A 23,573-nucleotide genomic window follows, 5' to 3' on the forward strand; every position below is an offset into this window, starting at 1 on the left:
TTAGTTTTAAGAGGCTAGTCGTTCTGAAAGAAGATTCACTTGCATGATATAAAAAATCCTCTGACGATATTCGTACAGAGGATTTTTTGTTGGTCTTGCTGATTGGGTATTGCTTAAAACAAATCTACACCATTAAGCAGAAACATAAGGGAGGAGAGCCTCTAACGAATCTTTAACCAATTCAGATAAAGCTTGGTCGTTATCTCTGTACTGCAGTAATGGGGCTTCGCTTGCTTCAATGCTCTGACACAAACTGTACAGGGCAGATAAACCCAAGCTACCCGCAGATCCTTTAAGCTTGTGCGCCAAAGACTTCACTTCTCGTCCACTATCGGCTTCACTCGCCTCAACTAATTCATTCAAAGTAAGGTTGCTGCTCTCCTCGAAAAGCACAACGATTTGCTTCATTTTCTCTAAACCAAGAATCGATAGGTCACCCTCTATCACCTTGGAATCAATCAGTTTCACCGGAGTGTCTCCTTCATCTAAAGCGTCAGTTGTCGTCGCGCGTTTCGTCAAAACATCAGCCAACTGTGTCGAGTGCAGTTCATCATAGTTGCTCTTAGTAACACGGTTACCGTTTTGCTTACAAACGGTATCGTTTGGATCGGGCTGAGGCAGCAACAGCGTGTGGCCGTCCAACTGCTCAACAATCAATTCCGACAAGGCTTCCTTCTCTAACGGCTTAGGTAAGAAACCATCGAAGCCAGACGACAAGTAGCTTTCTACTTCTTCGTTAAACACATGAGCCGATACTGCGATCATTGGTGGTACTTTTCGAATTACGTCTTCTTCACTCTCATGCTGAAGCGCATCGTCTTTGAGTTGTTGAATTAACTCGACGCCATCGCAGTCCGGTAAGTTAATGTCCACCAGCGCAATATCGAACTCTTGCTCACTGAATATGGCTCTCGCTTCTTGTCCTGTTGTCGCGATCACAACCTCGTGCCCCAAGTTATTCAAGAAGCCTTCAGCAACGATGCAGTTTACGGGGTTGTCTTCAATCAGAAGTACCTTAGCTCGAATACACGCTTCAATGACCGGTACTTTAGTTTCTATCTTCTCACCGGCTTCAAGTGGCAGTGAGAACCAGAACTGGCTACCCTCGCTTTCTTCAGAATGAACACCAATATCCCCGTTCATTGCCAGCATGATGCTTTTGCTGATCGCTAATCCAAGCCCTGTGCCACCGGTTTTGTTGCGACCGCTGTCGGTTTGAGTAAAGGCATCAAACAGACAAGCTTGTTCGCTAGCATCAATACCGACACCGGTATCTGACACTTCAAACATCACTCGATTTTCATCTTCGATATCTAAGCTAATAAAGATATCGACCGAGCCACTTTCCGTAAACTTAATCGCGTTACCGACCAAATTATTCAAGATTTGACTGATTCGCGTTACGTCACCACGCCAATAGCGTTGCACGTCGCTTTCAATATGGAAATCAAAATTCAGCTTCTTCTCACCGGCTCTCCCTTCCATCAACTGATAAGTATCTTGAACCATTTGATGGAGGTCGAAGGAAGCGACTCGGATCTCCAAATGACCCGCTTCAATCTTCGAATAATCAAGTACATCGTTTAAAATCGCTAACAGGTTCTTACCACTGCGGTTGATGATATCAGCATAACCAGACTGTAAAGGATTTAGGCCAGTGTCTTTAAGCAATCTCGCTGTACCTAACACCCCATTCATTGGTGTTCTGATTTCGTGACTCATGGTCGCTAGGAAAACTGACTTTGCACGGCTCGCTTGTTCTGCAGCGTGACGAGCTTTGGCGTGGTTACTTACTTCGACATTCAGTTTTTCGTTAGTTTGTTGCAATTGATATGTGCGTTCAGTGATTAACTCTTCAAGATGCTCTTTGTGCTCTTCAAGTTCTCGTTTCGCTTTAGCTTCGCCCACAGCAACCACTTGCAACGCTTGAGCCGTATTTCTGGCAGTGATGATCGCCTCGCCCATATGAGCCAACTCATCATTACCCTTTACCGATATATCAATATTCAGGCGACCTTGTGCGATAGACATCAAAGCCGATGAGTATTCAGCAAGACGCTTAACAACCGAGATATACACCACTCGCCACACGATCAATGCGACGATAACCAAGCCAATAACCGAAATCACAGACAGCGACCATTGAGCCAAATTCAACGTACTAGTCAGCTCATCAACCGCTTTTTTGGTGCTTCGGTTTGAATCATCAACCAGTTGGTTAACCGTTGTATTTAACTTAGAGAACAACTCCAGCGTATTTTGCATCAGAAACTCTGACTTTTTGGTGTTTTCATATTGTTCTAACGAAATATCGAACACGACTTGGCGTTTTCTGAGCTCTTCTAATAGCTGAGACATCTGCGCTGAACGAGTAGGATCTTCGACCGCTTTAACGCGGCGCGCCATGATTCTTAGGTTGGATTCAAATTCAGATTGGATTTGATGAATACGCTCTACGTTGGTAACGGTTTGCGTTTCTTCAATTTGATTAAGCATTTTGAACGCCAGCAAATGCAATTCGTGTAGGCGTTCAGACAAATCAAGATCAACCTCTACAAGCGCGTCTAGGGCTTGGTAGGCTTTATCCGTTTCTTTGGTTTCTAGCAGGTCATAGATATGCGTGACGTTAGCAACCGCAATGGTAGCCGTATTTAAAACTTGAGTACGAGTTAATTGCTCAAGCTCTTCAGCGAGTAAACGCATCTCTTCAACACGAGACGACAGTTCTTTGGCGAGCCAAAGCTTACGCTTTACAGAGACACCAAGCTCAGCCAATGTATTGATAACACTTTGAACATTGTTTTCAAGTTCATCAAGCAGCTCGGAGTCAAAACTGTCACTCCCTAGTTCCTTGATATGTTGTAATAGCGCCTCAAGCTGATCAAACAAAACAGTGCCGGCTTTTTTTCTCTCTGCTTCATTTCTTGCATTGGAAAGTGTTTGTACAGACGAAATGATGCGATTACTCAATCCGGAAACCTGACGAGCTTCAATCATCGCAGGCAGTGCCGAATCAACAACGTTTCTCTCTGTTTTTGCTACAAAGCTAAATCCAGAAACACCGATCAATGCAGACAAAAGAACGAGCATCGCCATCACTAAAAATGAGGCTAGTAGCTTGCGTCCAATACTTGCTGAAGCTAATAACATAAAATCTAAACCTTAAAACGTTCTTCTCTACCCCTGCAGAATACGCTATATTTTGCAGTGTTTCTTATCTAAGACCAACAAAACGGCAATCCATGCTATTTAAACCTTTCGCTTCAAAACTTCTCCTAGCTTTGTTTACTGTAATAAGCAGTAACGCTAGTGCTAGCATGCTTCCAAGCCCGATAGAATCGGCTACCGCTGTAATCAAAAAAGAGAAAGTTTGTGCCATTTATCCGCACCTGAAAGACTCTTATTGGTTGTCCGTTAACTACGGTATGGTCTCGGAAGCAGAAAAACAGCAAGTCGAGCTAAAAGTTTTGGAAGCAGGCGGTTACCCCAACGCAACTAAACAAGCTTCACAACTGGTGCTTTGCACTCAATGGGGGGCCGACGCCATAATTTTAGGAACGGTTTCACCTGACGCTTACCACGATAACCTGACCGATTGGGTCGGCTCAACGCCCGTTTTTGTGACGGTCAATGAGCTTACCGTCAATAAAATTCAACAGAAGATATTGAAAGGTACAGTGGGCGTTGATTGGTATCAGATGGGCTTTCAAGTTGGGGAGTATTTAGCGAAATCACACCCTAAAGGTTCCGGCAAAACCCCCATCGCTCTGTTACTTGGCCCTCAAGCTAGCGGAGGCACCAAGCCGGTTGCTCTCGGCTTTTATGATGCGATCAAGACGAGCGATGTCGAAATCGCGATCAGCTATTGGGCTGATAACGATAAAGAACTACAACGAAACCTTGTCCAGCAAGTCATTGAGCAGCCTAATATTCAATATATTGTCGGAAGCGCGGTTGCTATCGAAGCGGCGATCAGTGAACTCAGAGCAGCAGGAAAAACAAATGAAATAGGTCTGATTTCGAGCTATTTGAGTCACGGTATCTACCGCGGTTTACTGCGTAATAAAGTCCTTTTTGCACCTACGGATAAAATGGTCGAACAAGGTCGCTTGTCACTCAAGCAAGCCATTAATTACTTGAGAGGGCAACCTTATGAGAAACACAGTGCTCCAGTTATTGAACCTCTCACTCCTGCCACATTAAAAGATCAAATTATTGCCGATTCATTGTCACCTTCTGAGTTTCGACCAGTATTCAGTGTGAATCCATAGTGATATATTGAGTTAAGCACTCAATAACAATAAAAATACGAACAATAATTAGGGAACATTCATGCAAAAAACAACACGTACTATGCCAACGCATAAGAATATCGCTTTGGTTGCTCATGACCACTTCAAACCAGAGCTACTAAGATGGGTTAAGGAAAACAAAGAAAAGCTGCAAAGTCATTTTCTATATGCAACGGGTACTACGGGTTCTCTACTCAGCAAAGAAACAGGCTTAGCAATCAAAAGTATGATCAGCGGCCCAATGGGCGGCGACCAACAGCTTGGCGCGCTTATTTCAGAAGGAAATATCGATATGCTGATTTTCTTCTGGGATCCACTCAATGCTGTACCACACGATCCAGATGTGAAAGCACTACTTCGTATTGCAAGTGTGTGGAACATTCCTGTTGCAACCAACCGTGCTACCGCTAACTTCCTATTTAATTCTTCATTGCTTGAAGAAGAAGTGATCATTGAGATCCCAGATTACGAAGCGTATCTAGCTGAGCGTACGTAATCGCACGTTACATGTGCTCTCTACTGAACAGACTAAAAAGCCTGCATTATCGCAGGCTTTTTTATGTCTCGTTTTCAGACATTAAACAGTTCAGTGAGTCTCTCTACTTGTCACTCCACACCGCCATCTCATTGCCACTTGGCTCTCTAAAATGGAAACGTCTGCCGCCGGGAAAGCTAAAGATCTCACGGTTTATCTGACCACCAGCATCAATCACATCGCGCTCGGTTTGCTCAAGATCTTGGCTATAGAAAACCATCAGCGCCGCGCCGTTCTCCGTATTCGACGCCAGATCTGCCAAATAGAAGCCCCCCATTAAACCTTTACCTTCGAAAGCAGAATACTCTGGGCCATAATCTTCAAAACTCCAGCCAAACACAGCACTGAAAAATGCCTTAGTTTCGGCCATATCTCGTGCAGCAAATTCAATGTAGTTGATCGAGCCATGTTCCATATCGCATCCTTCTATATTCAGGTTTAAGATCTAATTTTAGACGATAACGACAGGGTATATTACTTTTTGCGTATCACAGGGTAATCAGAACCGTGAAGCTCTTGCACAAAACCAGAACCATCACCGCTATGCGTAATCCATACCTTCTCTTTAGCACGCGTCATTGCCACGTAAAATAGGCGTCTCTCTTCGGCATAAGGAAACACATCTGATGACTCAGTCAACGCGCCATCAATATGCAGTTGTTTCTTTTTCGCCGGAAACTGCCCTTCATCAACACAAAGAATAATCACGAAGTCGGCTTCTTTACCCTTACTCGCATGACAGGTCATAAAATGAAGATCGATCGAGGTATAGATCTTTTTCCAATCATCTAACAACTCTGGTTTGTGATAGTGGTTGCGACCAAGCAGCATCACTGATTTTTTGGTTTTACCTTTAGATTGACGGTTCAATTGGTCAAGGATCTTCTCAACTTCTTTACTTGGCGCACTGTACACCGCTTTCTGCTTCTGTTGCTTGAAGCTGTTCAGTTCTTTCGGAATCTGAATTGGATTTTCTTGTACAAAGCGATTGGCAACCGCACCGAGCTGATTGTTAAATCGATAAGTGGTATCTAGGTGATGAATAGTCGAGCTTTCAAAGCGGTCCTTAAAGCCCGTTGTTAAATCAACATCGGCCCCCGCAAACTGATAAATAGACTGCCAGTCATCGCCCACAGCAAAAATAGACGCTTGGTGCTGAGCTTGCGACTGATTACACAGCGCTTCAACCAAAGCAAGACGATCGGGTGAGATATCTTGGTATTCATCGATCATGATGAACTTCCATGGTGAGATAAATTTACCCTTTTCGACGTATTGAGTCGCACGGCTGATCATGATTGAGAAGTCTATATGATTCTGTTCTTTCAGTTCCTTTTGCCACGCTGTCACACATGGCCAACACAATGAGAGTTCACTATTTAAGCGCGTATAATCTCGGTGGTCGATGAGCTGCTGCTGTACTTCTTTCTTCGATAAGCCCGACGCGTTAAGCTGCTCAAGTTGTTTTTCTAACCAAGCAATCAATTTAAGATTCGATACGTGACTGCCAAGCTCATCATCACCAGTAAGATAAGCAATTGGCCATTTAGACAGGTGCTTTTGCCAACGCTTGAAATTAGTGGGTGTCATCCAGTGCTTTTTCAACCAATCAATACACCATGCTTGGCGTTGATTGTCGTCTAATGCCAGCGGAGAAATAACGACACGTTCAGTTTCAACTTCATTTAGGATCTTCAAACCTAATTGGTGGAAAGTACTAACTTGTACCTTCTCCGCTGATAATCCAATCTTGCTGGCGAGCCGCTGTTTCATCTCATCAGCGGCTTCACGCCCAAATGCAAGTAATAGAAGTTCTTCAGCTTGAGCTTGGTGGCTTTGCAATAGATAAGCAACACGAGCGGTTAGAACACTGGTTTTACCCGAGCCAGCACCCGCTAGAATAAGGTTATGATCATCGTTCATTAATACTGCGTATTGCTGCGATAAGTTCAGAGGAGATGACTCACACTGAGCAAACAGCACTTCCCAATTTTTTCTTTCTGTCTCTATCCATTGCTGGTTTCTATCAGCTTGCTTGCTCTCAGTTTCAGACAACCATGGCTGCATTCGAGCGATGCGGTGCGGCATACGTTGAGCGGCTTCTTCTAGCGTCATGGGCATACTTTGTAAATCCGAGTGAACCATGTCGACCCAGGAGTTAACTTTTGAATGAGGAAGAAAAGCAGGAAGTTGCTCAAGGCGTGTCAGTTCTGTTTCCCATTGAGGGACGTGTTCAGCAAGTTGCTCACACTGTGTATTATGCCACTTCTGATACGCGGCAACCGATACACGTGCAAATTGACGACACTGCTCCCAAGGTAGGCCTTGTACTAACCAACTGCGCTGTTTGCCATCTTGCTGATTCGCAAAGAACTGCAATGATCCCCAAAACAACCCGCGCTTTATCGCGACCTTGCCACTCCAAATAGTAAACGGGATACGTTCTTCACTGCCTACTGAAGATAGCAATAGGCGTGGACCATCAAGTTCAACTTGATGATATTCATTTTGAATAAAAAACTGTGCAGTCTTGTTAGCGCTTAGCTGCATTGGAGCGTGCTCTTTAATTGGGAATGTTGAATTTATATCATGATGCAAAGAGAATTAATAATGTCTCACATCTTATCGACGTTTTCATGACCACCTAGGGACAATTATGGATAAGTATCAAATTCTTGTGCTTGATTTCTGTTAGGATTATGGTTTTAGTGTATTAAGTGAGCGACTGTGGACTTCTCTGTCAAATTACGCCTCTATTGGGCGAATAAAACCATCAATTACAGCGTGTTAATTCTCATCACTCTACTGGGTGTTGTTATTCCTGCTTGGTATTATGAACTAAACACACTCATCACGCCTTTAATTTTAGGAGTTATTGCTGCCGCACTAGCTGAAAGTGACGACAGCTTTACGGGCCGCTTAAAGGCACTCACTCTTACGTTTATCTGTTTTGCGATCGCCGCCTTTTCCATTGAGCTACTCTTCAACACACCTTGGTTGTTCGCATTAGGTCTTTTCGCATCAACATTCTCGTTCATTATGCTTGGCGCTATTGGACCGAAATACGCAAGTATCGCATTTGGCTCTTTGTTGATAGCCATCTATGCAATGCTTGGCGCCCACGAAAGCACTAACCTATGGTTTCAACCACTGCTGCTATTAACGGGGGCAGCTTGGTATTACTTTATGTCTATGATTTGGCAGATTATATGGCCAATGCAACCGGTACAGCAAAACCTTGCAACGGTATTTGATCAAATTGGAACCTACATGGACTCTAAAGCAGAGCTATTTTACCCTGTTTCTGACCTTATCCCTCAGCCACACCGTATTATCGAGGCCAAGCTGAATGCCAGTACCGTTAATGCACTCAACATGTGTAAAGCGACGTTGCTTAACCGCTCAAAGCGTGGACACATTGATGGCCCGAGTGACCGATTCTTAAATACTTATTTTATCGCGCAAGACATTCATGAGCGTGTGAGTTCCACCCACTATCGCTATCAAGAACTCGCGAAACATTTCGAACGATCTGATGTGTTGTTCCGCTTTAAATATCTACTAGAGTCACAAGCAACCGCATGCAAAGAAGTGGCAAGTTCACTCAAGGTTGGGGCTGTGTACCAGCATGGCAATAAGTCTGTACTGGCACTTGATGAGCTGATGTCTTCACTCAATCATTTACACCAACAGAACAAGACAGAATGGAAACTACTGCTAAACCAACTAGGTTACTTATTCGATAACCTAGCAACCGTTGAAAAACAACTGTCGAATATCAGCAACCCAGACGCCGAAAAGTTAGAGGAAGGAGTCTTGGACGATACGAATCCACACACATTAACCGCAATGTGGCAGAAAATCAGAGCCAACCTACACAAAGATTCCATGTTGTTTCGTCACGCAATTCGGTTGGCAATCACTCTAACGCTCGGCTATGGCATCATCCAAGGCTTTGATATTGAACGTGGTTATTGGATCTTACTTACTACATTGTTTGTGTGCCAACCAAACTACAGTGCCACACGAAAAAAGCTGACGGCCCGCGTGATCGGAACTGTGGCTGGCTTGTTGATAGGCGTTCCACTACTGACCTTCTTCCCTTCTCAAGAAAGCCAGTTAGTATTCATTGTTATCAGTGGTGTTATGTTCTTTGCGTTTCGCATCAATAATTACGGCTTCGCAACAAGCTTCATCACATTGCTGGTATTATTCTGCTTTAATCAGCTCGGCGAAGGTTATGCCGTGGTACTGCCAAGGCTAGCGGATACGTTTATTGGGTGTGCCCTAGCCGTGCTCGCAGTGGTATACGTGTTGCCAGATTGGCAATCAAAGCGACTGCACAAGGTCATGGCCGATGCTCTCGATTCCAATAAAAATTACTTAGACCAAATCATTGGCCAATACCGCGTCGGAAAAAAAGACACTTTGAATTATCGTATCGCTCGTCGCAGTGCACACAATAACGACGCTAATCTAACTCTGGTAATTAGCAGTATGCTAGCTGAGCCTGATAAATATCGCACTTCTGAAGACGATAGCTTTCGATTTCTGACCCTCAATCACGCTCTGTTGAGCTATATTTCTGCATTAGGTGCTCATAGAACTCGTATTGATGACGAATCCACACATAAACTTGTGTTGGATGCACATCGTGTCATACATGATCACCTCGACGCTCTGAATGACCAGCTCTATTCCTACCATGAGCAATGTGAAATCAAAAATACCTATGATCCTGAACTTGATAAGCGCTTGAGTGAGTGGCGAGAAGAAGATGAGGGGTCTGTTAGAATGGTTCTACAACAGCTGCATTTAATTTATCGAATGCTTCCGGAACTGCATACTTTAGCGACCAAGTTTGCATTTAAAGTCAACATTAATAAATACATCAACAAGGAAACTTCTTGATGAACAAAGTGCTGTAAAAATAGACAGATAGCACCAATCGCTCAAATTTCAATCATTACGTATAGTTATATATTGCTCTACCAACCCCCAAAATAGGTAGAGCAACAACTTTCCTACCCTTGTTGTGAAAGGGCTGAATCGCTTTTACATTATAAATAATTTTTTGATTTTAACTGACAAAACTATAACTTTGCCTAACACTTCCCGGACAAAAAACGACCAAATAGATTTATAGTTGTCTTAATTTTAGGAAACTGCAAACTTCAAATAATATTCACTTAATCTTGTTTGATTTCCTGAATCAATAGTCTATGCTCAATGAAGCATATGGATTTGAAGCAAGGTCACATTATGAATACACAACAATTTGAAGCGTTCAAACAACAGATACAGCATCTTAACTCGCAGCAATTAAAGGCGCTGCAAGAGGAGATCGATGGTAATCTTGAAACGGACAAGCAAACTCTTCTTACCGATGAAGAGCTAAATGTACTAAACGACCTGTTCAGTTAATAGACTGACCTCACTATTTTAGCTTAAGTATACCGTTTCACTATAAATATCATTCCTTAACCATTGCGCTCAAAATATAGTCCACCTAGACTTAATCAATACGTCAATTAAAGGTCCTGCTATGTCGATATCTGGTATTCAATCTGATTACGCCATTATTCAGCAGTCAACCAAAATGGCTGAAGAAGCCGCTATCGAGCTCAACCAAGCCTCCGAAAACGCTCCAAACTCCGATGATTCTTTCAAAAGCAGTGATCTCAGCTTTAACCAATTAGAGCCTGAGCAATCCACTTCGTTTAAAGACAAAGAACCGGAACCCGTTTCGCCCTCGAATGATGCCTTGCTAAAGCTGACCCAAAGTGCCAATTATAACCGTGTTGGTGCGAGTGTCGTTGATCGTCAAAACGAAGCTATCGGCAGTCTTCTAAACATCCATATCTAAACTACACTTACATTTCGTACTTTTTTGATGTTCTAAACCAGTTTGATTCAACGATTTTTGACGCTTTTTGACACGATAAGCACACAAACTGTAACTCATTATATCTGACGCTTGTTTCTGGCTTATTACTCGGTAGAATCAGCGCAAACCAATTTGCTGCACAAACTTCACTTCATACTATTTATGCCAAAACTAAATCTGCATCGCCGTGACTATGTTTCTATTTTAGGAGGCGACATCTCCGCAGACGAATTAGAAAAAAAGCTTCAACCTCACTTTGAAAAGCCATTAAACAAGCTGACACCAAGCCCCTATCTGACAGAAAAAAACCTTACACGTCGCTGGGCGGCCCTTAATAACGCAGAATCACAACAAGAGCTGCTCGATACTCATACTGAAAGTCAGATTCAAGCTTACGAAAAAAACATCGAGCACTTTATTGGAACAGTGAAAGTGCCTGTCGGTATATCTGGCCCACTAAGAGTGAATGGTCTGTTTGCTGAGGGCGATTATTTGGTACCGCTTGCAACGACGGAAGCTGCACTTGTTGCGTCTTACAACCGTGGTTCAAAGCTGATCACCGCTTGTGGTGGCGCAAGTGCAATGCTGCTCAATGAAGGTGTAACACGTACCCCTGGTTTTGCATTCCGAGGGTTAGTTGAAGCGGGACAGTTTGTCGCTTGGGCTGTTACTCAATATGAACAGTTTAAAGCCTTGGCAGAAGCCACCACTTCACATGGCAAACTTACCGACATCAATATCAACATCGAAGGCAACCACGTTTACTTGGTGTTTGAATTCCTAACTGGAGATGCTTCTGGTCAGAACATGGTGACAATTGCCACTAATGCAGTGTTTGAGTACATCATAGAAAACACGCCGGTTAAACCCGAGCATGCTTTCCTTGATGGTAATTTGTCGGGTGATAAGAAAGCCAATACCCAAACCTTACGCAGCGTTCGTGGTAAAAAGGTAACCGCTGAAATCAATATTCCTGCTGAGGTTATCGCAAAGTATCTACACACCACACCAGAGAAGATGGTCCAATTTGGCCAAATGACTACAGTGGGTGGCGCTTTGAGTGGTACTATCGGTATTAATGCCCATTATGCTAATGCACTGGCTGCACTTTATATCGCTTGTGGCCAAGACGCGGCGTGTGTTGCTGAATCTGCGATTGGTATGACGCGTATGGAGCTAAATAAAGAAGGCGGACTTTACGCTAGTGTTACACTGCCGAACTTGATGCTGGGTACGGTTGGTGGCGGTACAAGCCTCCCTAGTCAAAAAGCTTGTTTAGATCTATTAGGGTTACATGGCAACGGAAAGTCACAAGCGTTAGCAGAAGTTTGCGCGGTGCTGTGTTTAGCAGGAGAACTTTCTATTGTCGGTGCTTTCTGTGCGGGTCATTTCTCGCGAGCTCATCACAAGTTAGCACGCTAATTTCGGTTACAAACCTTAAAACCTAAACTGTCCAAGTATTAAGTGAGTTGTAAATGGATTACTTACATTTATCGAGAGTGAACCTTAAGCACCTCACTGCACTTCATATTATGCTGGACACTCATAGTGTTACTCAAACTTCTGAGCAGCTTTGTGTGAGCCCTTCAAGTGTGAGTAAAAACCTTTCTCAACTGCGTGACATCTTAGATGATGAGCTATTCTATAGAGATGGCACCAAGTTGATTCCGACACCATTTGCACTGAAAATCGCTCCTACTGTACATGCAATTCTAGCCAGTATGAACGGCTTACTTCATCAAAAAAGCTTTGCCCCGCAAGATTACCAAGGCAACTTTTCACTTTCGATGCGTGAAAGTACCTTTGAGGTGTTCGCCTCGAAGATAAGCAGAATAACGACGGAACTCGCCCCCAAAGCCAAGCTAACTATCTATTCAAAACAACAACTCGGCTTCGATGCATTATTAAGTGGCAAGATCAATTTGGTTCTACTGCCTCATGACATTTCTCAACCCCCGACAAACAACAAAGAATTAGTCTGGAAAACCATACTTCAAGATGAAATGATTTGCTTGATGGGCGCACACCACCCACTTGCCCGACAGGAACTGACTATTGAAGGTTACTTAAACCATAAACATATTGGGATCCTAGACAACGAACTGTCTCAGCCTTACTTTGAACAAAATCTAGTTCAATGCCACCAGCCAAGAAAGGTGGCAATATCGGTAGCAGATTTCGGTGCTGCGGCGGTGTTATGTCACCACACACCGTTCTTGTTCACTTGCTCTAAACAATGGGCTGAAAATGCAAAACAAGCACAAGGCTTAGTGAGTAAGCCACTTCCTTTTGATTACGGTAAGGTGGCGTACAGCCTAGTATGGAACAAACCAAACATGAATGACCAAGCGATCAAATGGCTGTGTGACTTGTTCTTAGAAGCCTAGGATTGTGCTAGAAGCCGATCTAACTAACGAGACTAGTGTTTATAAAAGACTCGATTTTAATAAAAGATTAGGTATAAACCTCAGGTGTTTGCATCTGCCTTTGAACGATAGCGTAGAGCTTGTCGTGAAAGCTCTGCATTTGTTGCTCTGTACATTTAGACCACTCTAATGCTTCACCAATTACGCCATGATGTTGAAAGGCATTCAATCGAATACGAACATCACTTGGCAAGCCTTTTAAGTAATAACCGACCTGCTCTACCTCAATATCGAGGTCACTTTTATTGGGGATATGCAGCAACCTAACTTCGTGTAGTTTTCCTTTATCTGCAAGGTAGTTAATGGTTTCAAACACCCTATGATTCCCTCTGCCAACTAACCATAGATGGGTTTCCGATTGCCATGACTTTAAGTCAATCATCGCGCCATCAAGGAAAGGCAACACTTTTTCCCACCCTTGTTGTGGCAGCGAACCATTACTGTCAATAAAACACGTTAAGTGTGCTAACTGCGAATCGCTTTTGATTGCTTGAAACAATTCGATAATAAACGGCAGTTGCATGGTCGCTTCACCGCCCGAAACGGTAATACCACTCAAGAAAAATTGATTGTGCCTAACGAGTTCAAGTACCTCCGAGACCGTCATCGATGTAATTCTCGGACTCGATTTATGATTACAGATATCAATGCACTGATCGCAATTGGTACAGGCAGACGGAGCCCACTTCACTTTGCCATCAACAACGCTTAGTGCACCGCTTGGACACCCGCTGACGCAGTCCCCACAATGATTACAGTGATTAATGGTGTGTGGGTTATGACAAGTAATACAATCAAAATTACAGCCTTGTAGAAACAGTACTAGACGATTTCCCGGCCCATCAACACAAGAAAAGGTCAGCACACGGCTGACCTTCGCTTGTTTTTCTGTCTTATTGTTATTAACCCTAGCCATTTGAGTTGTTAGATCAGAAATTTTCATTATTGATATTGTTTGGTTATGGATATAGTTAGATTAAGGTTTTATTCGTACATTGGCGACATCTCTAAGCTCGCCACACGAGGTTTACGCTCTAAGATACCCGTGTTCTTCGCAGCTTCGGCTCCTAAGAAAGTCGTGTTAGTGCGAGAGCCTCGCTCGTCATATTTAGCAATGTCTGAAAGCTTAATCATGTAACCCGTCACACGAACCAAGTCGTTTGATGCCACGTTAGCGGTAAATTCACGGTAGCCCGCTTGAATCGCGCCTTTACACAGGTTGAACATCGCTTCAGGGTTAGATTTCACTGTTTCCTCGATGGTCAGAATGTCACTGATACCCGAGGTGTAAAACTTGTGGTGATCTGCTGTAGCACGAACATAAGCGACAGGATCTGGCTCCGAACCATAAGGAATACGCACACCTGGTGTTACATCTTCATCTAAGCTGATACCGCCTTGAGCGTGCAACAGAGCCCGGCCTTCCAGCCCATACTTCACTTCAGAGCTATCAACGATCTCAGCCAGTTTTTCAGAGATACGGTAACCGAGTTTATTAGCCTGTTCATCGTGGCCATAGCGCCCTGCTTTGCCTTCTTTTTCCATCAAGATGTTAACGGCTTCCGCCATGCCATAAATACCAAACATTGGCGCAAAGCGGTCTTCTTCGATCAAACCTTCTTTGGTCAAGAAACCTTCGAAGAAGTTAGACTCTTCATGTAAGAAACGGCTACGCGCGTTCATCAGTTCGACCATGATGTCACTGTAGTTAGGCAATACGTGCTGTAAGAAATCATCACTATCCTGACACTTCAACGCCACTTGCTTAAGGTTCATACGCACTAAGGTGTTTGAACCACCCGCTAAAGGCAGAGAGTTATAGCAGCTTACAATGCCAAAACGCTTGTCGCCGTAAGCTTCGGCATGCGCTGGATAGTTGGCAATGTGCGGTTTACTGCATTCACAGATATTGCTCGCCGCGTGACGAAGCAGATCATCAGGAGTGACAGTTGGGTCATACATAAAGGTCAGGTTTGGCGCGATCTGCTTCAGTTCAGCATCTACGCGCAAAATCGTACGGCAAATAATATTATCTGTCGGGCCGATATTGACGTGCATGAAGGCATCTGGCAGTGTGCGATCCAGCATGATCCAGAACAGCTTAAGCTTTTGATAAATCTGCTCTTCCGTTAAGTCGCCAACGAAAGGCATCAATACATCGTCCAGTTGACCTAAGTAAACCGGAATGGAAGTCACTGATGGAACGTGATGATAAAGGATGGTCAGCATGTTCAATGCTTCGTCGAAATTAGTTGCCGCGCTAAGCTCTAAATACTTTGAGCCTTGATGTAAGTATTTAGAATAGTCTGGAAGTACATAGCGCGGCTTAAATGGGGCGTGACCTTCAAACATGTCACATAGCACACCTTCTTGTAAGGCTTGCTCTACTTCATTGCTTACCGACATATACGGCAGGCTCGCTTCAGCTTCTAAGGCAAGATAGTGCGATTTCTGTTTTGGAGACAGATTGGCATCTGAAATGATAGTGCTAAAGCGTTGTTGTTGATCTGAAAGTGGTGAAGAAGTAGATGGCGCAGGCTGGTGGCTCATGATTAAACCCTCTATTTTATTATGGGTTTATTCTACACCTATATTTTAAGTTTCCACTAATGAAAGGTATGAAAGACTATATTTCCAAAATGGAAATTCGGTATTATTGAATAGAAAAATAATGAAAGCTAAACGAATAAACAACAGAGCTCTGTAAGTACAAATCTAGTCATTTATCTTGAAACACAAACGGGTCAAAACAAAAAACCCACATAACTGGTCATGAGACCGTTAATGTGAGCTTTGTTATTTATAGTTCACGCTATAGAGAAAGAGACGAGAGACAGTATCTGTTAAAGGTGAGGGAGCACTTGTTTACGACCAACCCCCATCAATACCTTTAAAGGTCCTTGCGGAGTGTCAATTGAGAACGGTGTTGATACTTCAACAACAGAGAAACCAGCAGCACCTAGAACATTTTTTGAACGCTCTAGACTGATGCCATAATCTTCATCGTCGTTTTCAAGGTGCCAATCCCAGTGAACAAAAATGCCATCGTTTTCGAGCAACGTATAAATCAAACTGACAGTGTCTTGTAAATTCGGAATAAAACCACATACCGAAGACGCTACGACTACATCAAATTGATTTCTGAAGGCTGGATGCTGCGCCGCAAGCCCGCGCGATAGAATATCGACAACAGCTTCAACATTGGTTAGCTCTTTTTTATCTAGCTCTTCGATCATCCCTTCAGAGATATCAAGCGCGATGACCTCTTTTGCAAAAGGAGATATTTTTTGGCTGAGTAGTCCTGTACCACAACCAAAATCAAGGACACGGGTTCCGTTCAAATCAACGAGCTGTGTCAACTGGTCAAATACGGACTGTGCGAATACTACAGTTGCGGGATCTTTATCCCAGTCAGGTGCGTACTCGTCCCATTGTTTCGCCATCATGGCCTCCATCTTTACTTCTTGTAGGTTCGGAACACGCACAGAATAAACCAAATTAGCCAATTCGTCATAGAGTTATCATGCAAAGATGGACTATTTCTAAGATAGTCAGCACAATATTCAGATAATATGTGCCTACTCCCGCTCAATATGGAAATGAAATGAACCTTTCTCAAGTCCAAGCCTTTTGTTCTGTTGCTGATTTAGGATCCGTCTCTGAAGCTGCACGTCAGTTAGAATGCAACCGAACTAAACTTAGCATGTCGATTAAAGCCTTAGAGAAAGAGTTAGATATCGAACTGTTTGTGCGCAGCGGAAACCACGTTGAGCTTTCTGAAGCAGGCAAAGCCATCTATAAAGATTGCGAAGGCATTTTGGTGACGGTAGCTCGCATTAAGCAAACTTGTCTCTATGTATCAGGTGAATTCAATGCGGAGATATGGATCGCTCGCGACGATTCATTACCCGATGCAATGTGGCAGGACTTATCCCATGCACTCAACAAGAAGTATCCTTCCACCTCATTCAACTTCGTTCTTGCATCGAGTGGTGACTTAGCCAACCTAGTCGAAACCCAGCAAGTCGATTTCGCGTTTGGTGTCGATTACGAGCGTGTTGATGATCCAAGAATAATCTACAACCCACTTGGTAAGATTAGAATGATGTCTGTATGTAAAAAAGGACACGACCTGAGTGTGATGCGACGTGTATCTGATGAAGTGTTGAGAAATTCGATGCAAGTAACAATGGTTTATCTCAATGAAAAAGATAACCCTGAGCTTGAGCCCTTCTCGCGTCGCCACATCGGCTTTTCTAGCTTCGACTTTATGTTGGATACTATTCTACGTGAAAACGCTTGGGGCGTATTGCCTGAACCATTGATTCGCCACTTACTTCGTGAACAAGAGTTAGCTGTTATTAAGCATACTTACGGACTAACGCAAGAAGATTACTGTATGTTTACAGCTGCGGGAATGGCTGAGCATCCAGGTATGAGTTGGTTAGCGGATCAAATCAGTGATTATCTATTTGATTTCTAGGCTACCAGGTTTTTTTCTATCTCAATACGTAAAATTATACGACAGCTAACACGTCCTCTCCTTAGAAAACCATAACGTGATCAACCATGTAACGTCCATCTTCTTCAACCAGTACCATTTCGGCGACAAACTCGCCTTTAGCAATGGTATACGCTTGCTTCCAAACAAAGGCGATGGAATCAGATCGTCTGAATAGCGCAACGGGCTCACGTTCAGCAAAAAATCCGTTGCTGTGCTGATAATAGCGACACACCTTTTCCAGATATTCAGGCGTAACAATATCCTTCATCCTCTGCGTAAAATCTCGGCTGTGCTGTGCATGATCAATTTTTGTTGAGCCCTCCATCAGGTTATCCATAATTGGTTTAGCAATGCCCCATAATTCACTATCGCTAAGATTGTCAAACTTCATATTTACCCATTCCTTTGAAATTCATACCATTTCGTTAAAGCTTGAACAATTTATTGATCGCGCTCTAACCCTGAGCCTTTATTGGAGTATCGCTTAATTTTCTAGAGCTATACAACATTTGCCAACGATATGTTTTATTAATCATAAATGTTCCCATTTCAGTTGTGCTGAATCATCAACAAACACTCAGCGTCAATATAATTGGCACCACAAATCAATATTAACTATTTGAATTTTAATGATTTATAATTAAAGATTAGATAAAAACTGTCAACTTCACTATATAAGGTTTGTAAAGTTAGCTCAATATCAGAACAATGAGGCTATTAAAAACATCTGGAAAATTTTATGTGTGACAGGAAAAGCCAAAACGAAAATCGAGTACTATTATTCTCAGCCCTTTTAGCATCAGGCTTCGCTATTGGCGGATTGGTGTTGGGTCTTATCGTTGGCTCTCTGGTCATAGTCTTTGACGGTGTCTACTCTCTTATAAGCTTACTGTTAACTTTATTGTCACTAGCTGCTTCAAAATATATTAATCGCCCTTCAGATAGAGAGTTTCCGTTCGGTCGAGCTATCATAGAACCGATTGTTATTGCGATAAAAGCCCTAGTCATTCTGCTTGTGGTTGGTTACTCACTTTACTCTGCGATTGGTGCCCTTATGACGGGTGGCCGTGAAGTTGATACTTCTATCGCAACTCTGTTCGGTATTGTCAATGTATTAGGTTGTGGTTACGCTTGGTGGTACATCACCAATAAGAGCAAAAGTATCTCTTCCGGCCTGATTCAAGCCGAGTCAAAACAATGGCAAATGGATACATTGTTGAGTGTGGCTGTAACCGCGGGGTTCGTAGTTGCTTGGCTAGTTACTTTTTCTCCACTGTCAGCATATGCGGCTTATGCCGACCCAGTGATGATGTTGATCATGTCTTTCTACTTCATCAAAGTCCCGTTTGACATGTTGCGCGAAGCAATGCGTGAACTTCTAATGATGTCGGCAACCAAAGACATTTGTGACGCGGTGGATAAGAATGTTGTCGAGGTAAACAAAGAAGCGGAACAAAATTTAGAACTGATGGGGGTGACTAAAGTTGGCCCAGAACTCAGAATTAACGTTGATATTCATACCAACGACCAACAAGCAATTGCGTTCGATGATATTGAACGAACGCGCCGCAAACTTAAGCGACGCTTATCTAAGATGCCTTATGAGCTTCAATTGAACCTCAATGTCGCGAGTTAAGTTTTTACCTAACAAATGAGGACAAACCTCACGTACAAAGTGAAATCAGATTAAAGGGAAGATTGAACCTCTTTAGAAGCCGACACCTTTGATGTCGGCTTTTCTCTGGTTACCCACCAGCAAGCGAGCGAACCAATCGTCACCATACACACGCCCTGCCAAAACGTGATGCTCAATGACAAGCCGAGAATCACGGAAGACAGTAAGGTCGCGAAGATTGGCGTAAAGTAAGACATGGTTGCAAGAAACACCATATTCCCCCCCAGAATCGCCGTGTTCCAAAGCGCGTAACCAGCGCCCATACAAGCCCCAGCAAGCATTAGGTCAATCGCAGCACTTGAAGTCATCACCATGCCGGTTTCATCACTCAATGCGTATTTGATCCACAGAGTGACCGCAGTAGCGATAAAGAAAAGCACAATCGCATTCTGCCCTTTAGCAACGCGTTGGGTGTAATTGCAATATACCGCCCAAATAATCGCGCCGAAGAATGCCATCGAATAGGTTTTAGGGTTGGTTGCAATATTAGCCGCGATTTGATCGACAGAAAGCCCCTGCTCGCCGCTGATACTCCAAGCCACGCCAAAGAACGCCAAGACGATACTTGGATAAACCAACCAGTTGATCTTTTTGTCACTCAACAGCACCGCAAACAACACCGTTAGTGCAGGCCATAGATAGTTGATAACGGCCATTTCTAAGGCTTGATGTCGGCTATTTGCCATTCCTAAAGCCAGAGCCAAGAAGATTTCGTAGCAAACGAATAAGGCACCACCGATCATCAAATACGATTTAGAGAAGCGCGACAGCTTAGGTAGACCCATAACACAGACTAACAACAGTGAGCTCACTGTATAAAGACTGGCTGCACCACCAATTGGGCCCAGTTGTTCTGACACACTACGAGACAATGCAATTAAGCAGCTCCATAGTAAAATGGCAGCAATGCCGTAGCAGCTATGGCGATGAGATTTCAGCACGCCTCTTCCTTCTTTTTATTGTAATTAGGTAATCAAAGCGAGCTTAAGCAAAGGTAGGCTTAAACACTACTATCGATAAGTTGCAGTAAGTAAAAATAAGTAGCCGATCACATAACTGTACTCGGCTATCAATCATTTACTCAAAAATCTAAAAGCAGTTAGCAGTTATGCCAACAAAAGTGTTTGTAGGTCAGCCAGAGACTTAACCTGATAATGAGGGTTAATTCCTGCTGGCGTCGCTTTCTCTTGGCTGTTCAACCAACAGGTCTCAATACCAAAATCCAAGCCACCTAAAATATCAGAGTGTGGGTTGTCCCCTACCATCAATACTCTTTGCTTTGATGGCAATCCAATCAGCTTGTGTGCATGTTCAAAAATTTCCGCGTCTGGTTTAGCGACACCGACTTCCTCAGAAATGATCACATGGTCAAAGTAGTCTGTCATTCCTGTTCGTTCCAAACGGATTGACTGCAGCTCTGTGAAACCATTGGTGATGATACCCATGTTCACTTTGCCTTTTAACGACTCCATCAACTCTTTTGCACCAGGAAGCAGAGAACAGATGTCTGCCATTGCGGCTAAAAATGCACTGTTTAGTGCAGCCGTTGTTGTCTCTAACTTTGTTGCCCAGCTTTCAAAACGCGCGTGCTTCAGTTGTGCCGCTGTAATACGGCCATCTTGGTAATCGACCCATAACGGCAAATTAACCTCTTGATAAACTGAATAATCCTGTTCGCTAAAGTCAACACCAAAACGGGAAAACATCAACTTCATCCCTTGAAAAGCATCAAAGTGAAACAAGGTTTCATCCGCATCAAAGAATATCCAATCGTACTTCATTTTATGTCCTCTTACTCGCGCTGTTTTGTCGTTGTTTTTATCGTTGCCTCAAAGGGCGGGTCATCACTTTACTCTCAATTTTGTGAGTCTGTATATAAATCTAATAATTTATAGAAAACAAGTCGCAAGTCATGATATATCGCAAATTCTGCCACATATTAAACCAATACCATACAATAAAAATCCATTTAAGTACCGGGAGGTACTATGAAGCACTTCTTGCCATCATCCGTAATGCTTACTCCTTTTGTGGTCAAACACTACGATGAAGAACCAAATAAAAATGAAAATCCAGAAACAGAGCATAAGAACAGTTCAAACCAATGTAAAACGAGTTTGGCATCTTCTAAAGCAGACGAATCAAACTAATGATACTCATTTGTTAGCCACTCAATTGACCATCACCTCAACATATTCTTCTTAATTTAGTTTTTTCTGTTGATAGTAAACTCACATAAAACCATAAAAACGATTGCCATATGCATCAAGCTTAATACATAATCACAAAGTGGTAGTTCGGGGTCAAGCTTATCTAAGATCGAAGGTTTTCCTAATATTACCAACAACATAGAACAAATAAAAAACTATAATTAACGGAGTTTCCCAATGTCTAGCGCGTTTTACATCCCTACAATAAACTTCATGGGTACCGGCTGTTTGAAAGATGCTGCTGATAGCATTCAGTCTCAAGGCTTCAAAAAAGGTCTGATCGTTACGGATAAGATTCTTAACCAAATTGGCGTGGTAAAGCAGGTACAAGAGCTTCTTAGTCAACGTAGCGTTGACGCAGTTGTCTTCGATGGCACCCAACCAAACCCAACCATTACTAACGTTAATGACGGTCTTGAGCTACTTACAGACAATGATTGTGACTTTGTTGTTTCTCTCGGAGGTGGCTCTCCTCATGATTGCGCAAAAGGTATTGCTCTTATCGCATCTAATGGTGGCAAAATCTCAGATTACGAAGGTGTTGATCAGTCTGAAAAACCAATGATGCCATTAATTGCTATCAATACCACAGCAGGTACTGCATCTGAAATGACACGCTTCTGCATCATCACTGATGAAGAGCGTCACATTAAGATGGCTATCGTAGATAAGCACACAACGCCGCTTATCTCAGTAAACGATCCTGAACTGATGCTGGCTAAACCAGCATCACTAACGGCTGCAACTGGTATGGACGCGTTAACACACGCAATCGAAGCCTACGTTTCTATCGCAGCAACGCCAATCACAGACGCAGTAGCCATTAAAGCTATTGAGCTTGTGCAAGCGAACCTAAGAACAGCCGTAACGCACGGCGAAGACATTGAAGCTCGTGAACAAATGGCTTATGCACAGTTTATGGCAGGAATGGCATTCAATAACGCTTCTCTTGGCTATGTTCACGCAATGGCGCATCAATTGGGTGGTTTCTATGACCTTCCACACGGTGTATGTAACGCTATCTTGCTTCCACACGTTCAACGCTACAACGCGCAAGCTTGTCCAGAACGTCTACGTGACGTTGCGAAAGCAATGGGCGTAAATGTTGAAGGAATGTCACCGGAGCAAGGCGCAGAAGCAGCAATTAACGCAATTGTTCAATTAGCAAATGATGTAAATATCCCAACAGGCATCGCACAGTTAGGCGCAAAACTAGAAGACATTCCAACTCTGTCAGACAACGCACTGAAAGACGCTTGTGGTTTCACTAACCCTAAACAAGCCACGCACGAAGAAATTTCAGCGATCTTCGAAGCAGCGATGTAATCTAGCTACACGTCACTTGTTCTAAAAACAGGTCAAAACAAACACAAACGGGCTCACCTTCTGAGCTCGTTTTCTTTTATCAGTCGTATCACATCAAGCCTTTGCCTCCGGCACCGTCGAATTAGATACTAGATAGACACTACGACGTAAAAAAGCACATCATACGATGTGCTTTTCAGTTCAATTAAGGCGTAGACTACAATCTTAACCTTTGTAGTTTCTTACTCGCGCCGCTTCTGCTTCACGTTTATCGACAACCGTCTTACCGATTGGCGCCAGTGAGATAACCGCTAACTTTAAATGCTGGATAGCAAACGGAATACCGATGATCGTAATGAAGCACGCCACTGCTGACATGATGTGACCCATCGCAAGCCAGATTCCCGCAAATAAAAACCAAATGATATTCCCAATCACACCTAACGGACTCGTGCCTATATCCATCTCATTAGTCAGCTCATCACGCGAAATCGCTTCTTGTCCGAATGGGAAGAAAGAGAAGTTTCCCATTACAAAACACGCTCTGCCCCAAGGGATACCAACAATGGTGAGGAATGCAAGTAGCCCAAAGAACCACCAAGCCAGTCCCATAAATACACCACCGAACAGAAACCAAATGATGTTTCCTATTGTTTTCATTCTGTATTCTCCAAATCTTGTAATGCTGTTTATTTCATATGCCGAGTAAGGCAATACTTGTTCTAATAGGTTCATTATT

21 protein-coding genes are annotated in these 23,573 nt (G+C 43.2%); 11 read left to right on the plus strand and 10 right to left on the minus strand.

What is annotated here, in order from left to right:
* Positions 1 to 132: 132 nt before the first annotated feature.
* The gene (torS, locus tag WR49_RS10455; RefSeq protein ID WP_046223944.1) at positions 133 to 3,150 is read right to left on the minus strand and encodes a TMAO reductase system sensor histidine kinase/response regulator TorS; all 3,018 of its coding nucleotides are present in this window, start codon (positions 3,148 to 3,150) and stop codon (positions 133 to 135) included.
* Positions 3,151 to 3,242: 92 nt separating this feature from the next.
* Between torS and torT the strand changes: the two genes are divergently transcribed.
* Together torT and WR49_RS10465 are read left to right on the plus strand one after the other, a co-directional pair.
* The gene (gene torT / locus WR49_RS10460; RefSeq protein WP_046223945.1) at positions 3,243 to 4,271 is read left to right on the plus strand and encodes a TMAO reductase system periplasmic protein TorT; all 1,029 of its coding nucleotides are present in this window, start codon (positions 3,243 to 3,245) and stop codon (positions 4,269 to 4,271) included.
* A gap of 61 nt (positions 4,272 to 4,332) precedes the next feature.
* Positions 4,333 to 4,788 (plus strand): methylglyoxal synthase, encoded by a 456-nt coding sequence (locus WR49_RS10465; protein WP_017058525.1) that lies wholly within the window; start codon positions 4,333 to 4,335, stop codon positions 4,786 to 4,788.
* A gap of 103 nt (positions 4,789 to 4,891) precedes the next feature.
* Here the strand turns inward: WR49_RS10465 and WR49_RS10470 are convergent, their stop codons facing one another.
* Both WR49_RS10470 and helD read right to left on the minus strand, forming a co-directional pair.
* The gene (locus tag WR49_RS10470) at positions 4,892 to 5,242 is read right to left on the minus strand and encodes a VOC family protein (protein ID WP_046223946.1); all 351 of its coding nucleotides are present in this window, start codon (positions 5,240 to 5,242) and stop codon (positions 4,892 to 4,894) included.
* Positions 5,243 to 5,301: 59 nt separating this feature from the next.
* A complete protein-coding gene (gene helD, locus WR49_RS10475) occupies positions 5,302 to 7,377 on the minus strand; it encodes a DNA helicase IV (RefSeq protein WP_046223947.1) in 2,076 nt (691 codons plus the stop codon).
* A gap of 177 nt (positions 7,378 to 7,554) precedes the next feature.
* Here helD and yccS point away from each other — a divergent pair, with 177 nt between their 5' ends.
* The 5 genes from yccS (at position 7,555) to WR49_RS10500 (ending at position 13,101) form a co-directional block, all read left to right on the plus strand.
* The gene (gene yccS, locus WR49_RS10480) at positions 7,555 to 9,738 is read left to right on the plus strand and encodes a YccS family putative transporter (protein WP_046223948.1); all 2,184 of its coding nucleotides are present in this window, start codon (positions 7,555 to 7,557) and stop codon (positions 9,736 to 9,738) included.
* Between the two features lie 327 nt (positions 9,739 to 10,065).
* Positions 10,066 to 10,251 carry a hypothetical protein gene (locus tag WR49_RS10485; RefSeq protein WP_046223949.1) on the plus strand — a complete coding sequence of 62 codons (186 nt, stop codon included), beginning with the start codon at positions 10,066 to 10,068 and terminating at the stop codon, positions 10,249 to 10,251.
* Between the two features lie 121 nt (positions 10,252 to 10,372).
* The gene (locus WR49_RS10490) at positions 10,373 to 10,693 is read left to right on the plus strand and encodes a hypothetical protein (RefSeq protein ID WP_046223950.1); all 321 of its coding nucleotides are present in this window, start codon (positions 10,373 to 10,375) and stop codon (positions 10,691 to 10,693) included.
* 183 nt (positions 10,694 to 10,876) lie between these two features.
* Positions 10,877 to 12,136, plus strand: coding sequence for a hydroxymethylglutaryl-CoA reductase (locus WR49_RS10495; RefSeq protein ID WP_046224035.1), 1,260 nt, complete (start codon positions 10,877 to 10,879; stop codon positions 12,134 to 12,136).
* Positions 12,137 to 12,189: 53 nt separating this feature from the next.
* Entirely contained in the window at positions 12,190 to 13,101 is a 912-nt protein-coding gene (locus WR49_RS10500) for a LysR family transcriptional regulator (protein WP_046223951.1), read from the plus strand.
* 67 nt (positions 13,102 to 13,168) lie between these two features.
* Here WR49_RS10500 and WR49_RS10505 read toward each other — a convergent pair whose 3' ends face one another.
* The 3 genes from WR49_RS10505 to WR49_RS10515 all read right to left on the minus strand — a co-directional run bounded on the left by WR49_RS10505 (position 13,169) and on the right by WR49_RS10515 (position 16,583).
* Positions 13,169 to 14,083, minus strand: a complete 915-nt coding sequence (locus tag WR49_RS10505) for a YjjW family glycine radical enzyme activase (RefSeq protein WP_046223952.1) — start codon at positions 14,081 to 14,083, stop codon at positions 13,169 to 13,171.
* A gap of 41 nt (positions 14,084 to 14,124) precedes the next feature.
* The gene (locus WR49_RS10510; protein WP_046223953.1) at positions 14,125 to 15,690 is read right to left on the minus strand and encodes a YjjI family glycine radical enzyme; all 1,566 of its coding nucleotides are present in this window, start codon (positions 15,688 to 15,690) and stop codon (positions 14,125 to 14,127) included.
* 293 nt (positions 15,691 to 15,983) lie between these two features.
* Positions 15,984 to 16,583 carry a class I SAM-dependent DNA methyltransferase gene (locus tag WR49_RS10515; RefSeq protein ID WP_046223954.1) on the minus strand — a complete coding sequence of 200 codons (600 nt, stop codon included), beginning with the start codon at positions 16,581 to 16,583 and terminating at the stop codon, positions 15,984 to 15,986.
* Positions 16,584 to 16,744: 161 nt separating this feature from the next.
* Between WR49_RS10515 and WR49_RS10520 the strand changes: the two genes are divergently transcribed.
* Entirely contained in the window at positions 16,745 to 17,623 is an 879-nt protein-coding gene (locus WR49_RS10520) for a LysR family transcriptional regulator (protein WP_017058536.1), read from the plus strand.
* Between the two features lie 61 nt (positions 17,624 to 17,684).
* On the opposite strand, the gene WR49_RS10525 is transcribed toward WR49_RS10520, so the two are convergent.
* Entirely contained in the window at positions 17,685 to 18,035 is a 351-nt protein-coding gene (locus tag WR49_RS10525) for a hypothetical protein (RefSeq protein WP_017058537.1), read from the minus strand.
* Between the two features lie 348 nt (positions 18,036 to 18,383).
* Between WR49_RS10525 and WR49_RS10530 the strand changes: the two genes are divergently transcribed.
* A complete protein-coding gene (locus WR49_RS10530) occupies positions 18,384 to 19,280 on the plus strand; it encodes a cation diffusion facilitator family transporter (protein WP_046223955.1) in 897 nt (298 codons plus the stop codon).
* 50 nt (positions 19,281 to 19,330) lie between these two features.
* Here the strand turns inward: WR49_RS10530 and yddG are convergent, their stop codons facing one another.
* On the minus strand, positions 19,331 to 20,260 hold the full coding sequence (gene yddG / locus WR49_RS10535) for an aromatic amino acid DMT transporter YddG (RefSeq protein ID WP_046223956.1): 930 nt from the start codon (positions 20,258 to 20,260) through the stop codon (positions 19,331 to 19,333).
* Between the two features lie 165 nt (positions 20,261 to 20,425).
* Positions 20,426 to 21,100, minus strand: a complete 675-nt coding sequence (gene yjjG, locus WR49_RS10540) for a pyrimidine 5'-nucleotidase (protein WP_046223957.1) — start codon at positions 21,098 to 21,100, stop codon at positions 20,426 to 20,428.
* 207 nt (positions 21,101 to 21,307) lie between these two features.
* Here yjjG and WR49_RS21465 point away from each other — a divergent pair, with 207 nt between their 5' ends.
* Together WR49_RS21465 and yiaY are read left to right on the plus strand one after the other, a co-directional pair.
* Positions 21,308 to 21,469 (plus strand): hypothetical protein, encoded by a 162-nt coding sequence (locus WR49_RS21465; protein WP_170960274.1) that lies wholly within the window; start codon positions 21,308 to 21,310, stop codon positions 21,467 to 21,469.
* Between the two features lie 237 nt (positions 21,470 to 21,706).
* Positions 21,707 to 22,855: an L-threonine dehydrogenase gene (gene yiaY, locus WR49_RS10545; RefSeq protein ID WP_046223958.1), complete on the plus strand. Its 1,149-nt coding sequence runs from the start codon at positions 21,707 to 21,709 to the stop codon at positions 22,853 to 22,855.
* A 204-nt stretch (positions 22,856 to 23,059) separates the two neighbouring features.
* On the opposite strand, the gene WR49_RS10550 is transcribed toward yiaY, so the two are convergent.
* Positions 23,060 to 23,494 (minus strand): YccF domain-containing protein, encoded by a 435-nt coding sequence (locus WR49_RS10550; RefSeq protein WP_046223959.1) that lies wholly within the window; start codon positions 23,492 to 23,494, stop codon positions 23,060 to 23,062.
* Between the last annotated feature and the right edge of the window lie 79 nt (positions 23,495 to 23,573).

Source organism: Vibrio sp. ECSMB14106 (genome assembly GCF_000972265.1).
Lineage (GTDB): Bacteria > Pseudomonadota > Gammaproteobacteria > Enterobacterales > Vibrionaceae > Vibrio > Vibrio kanaloae.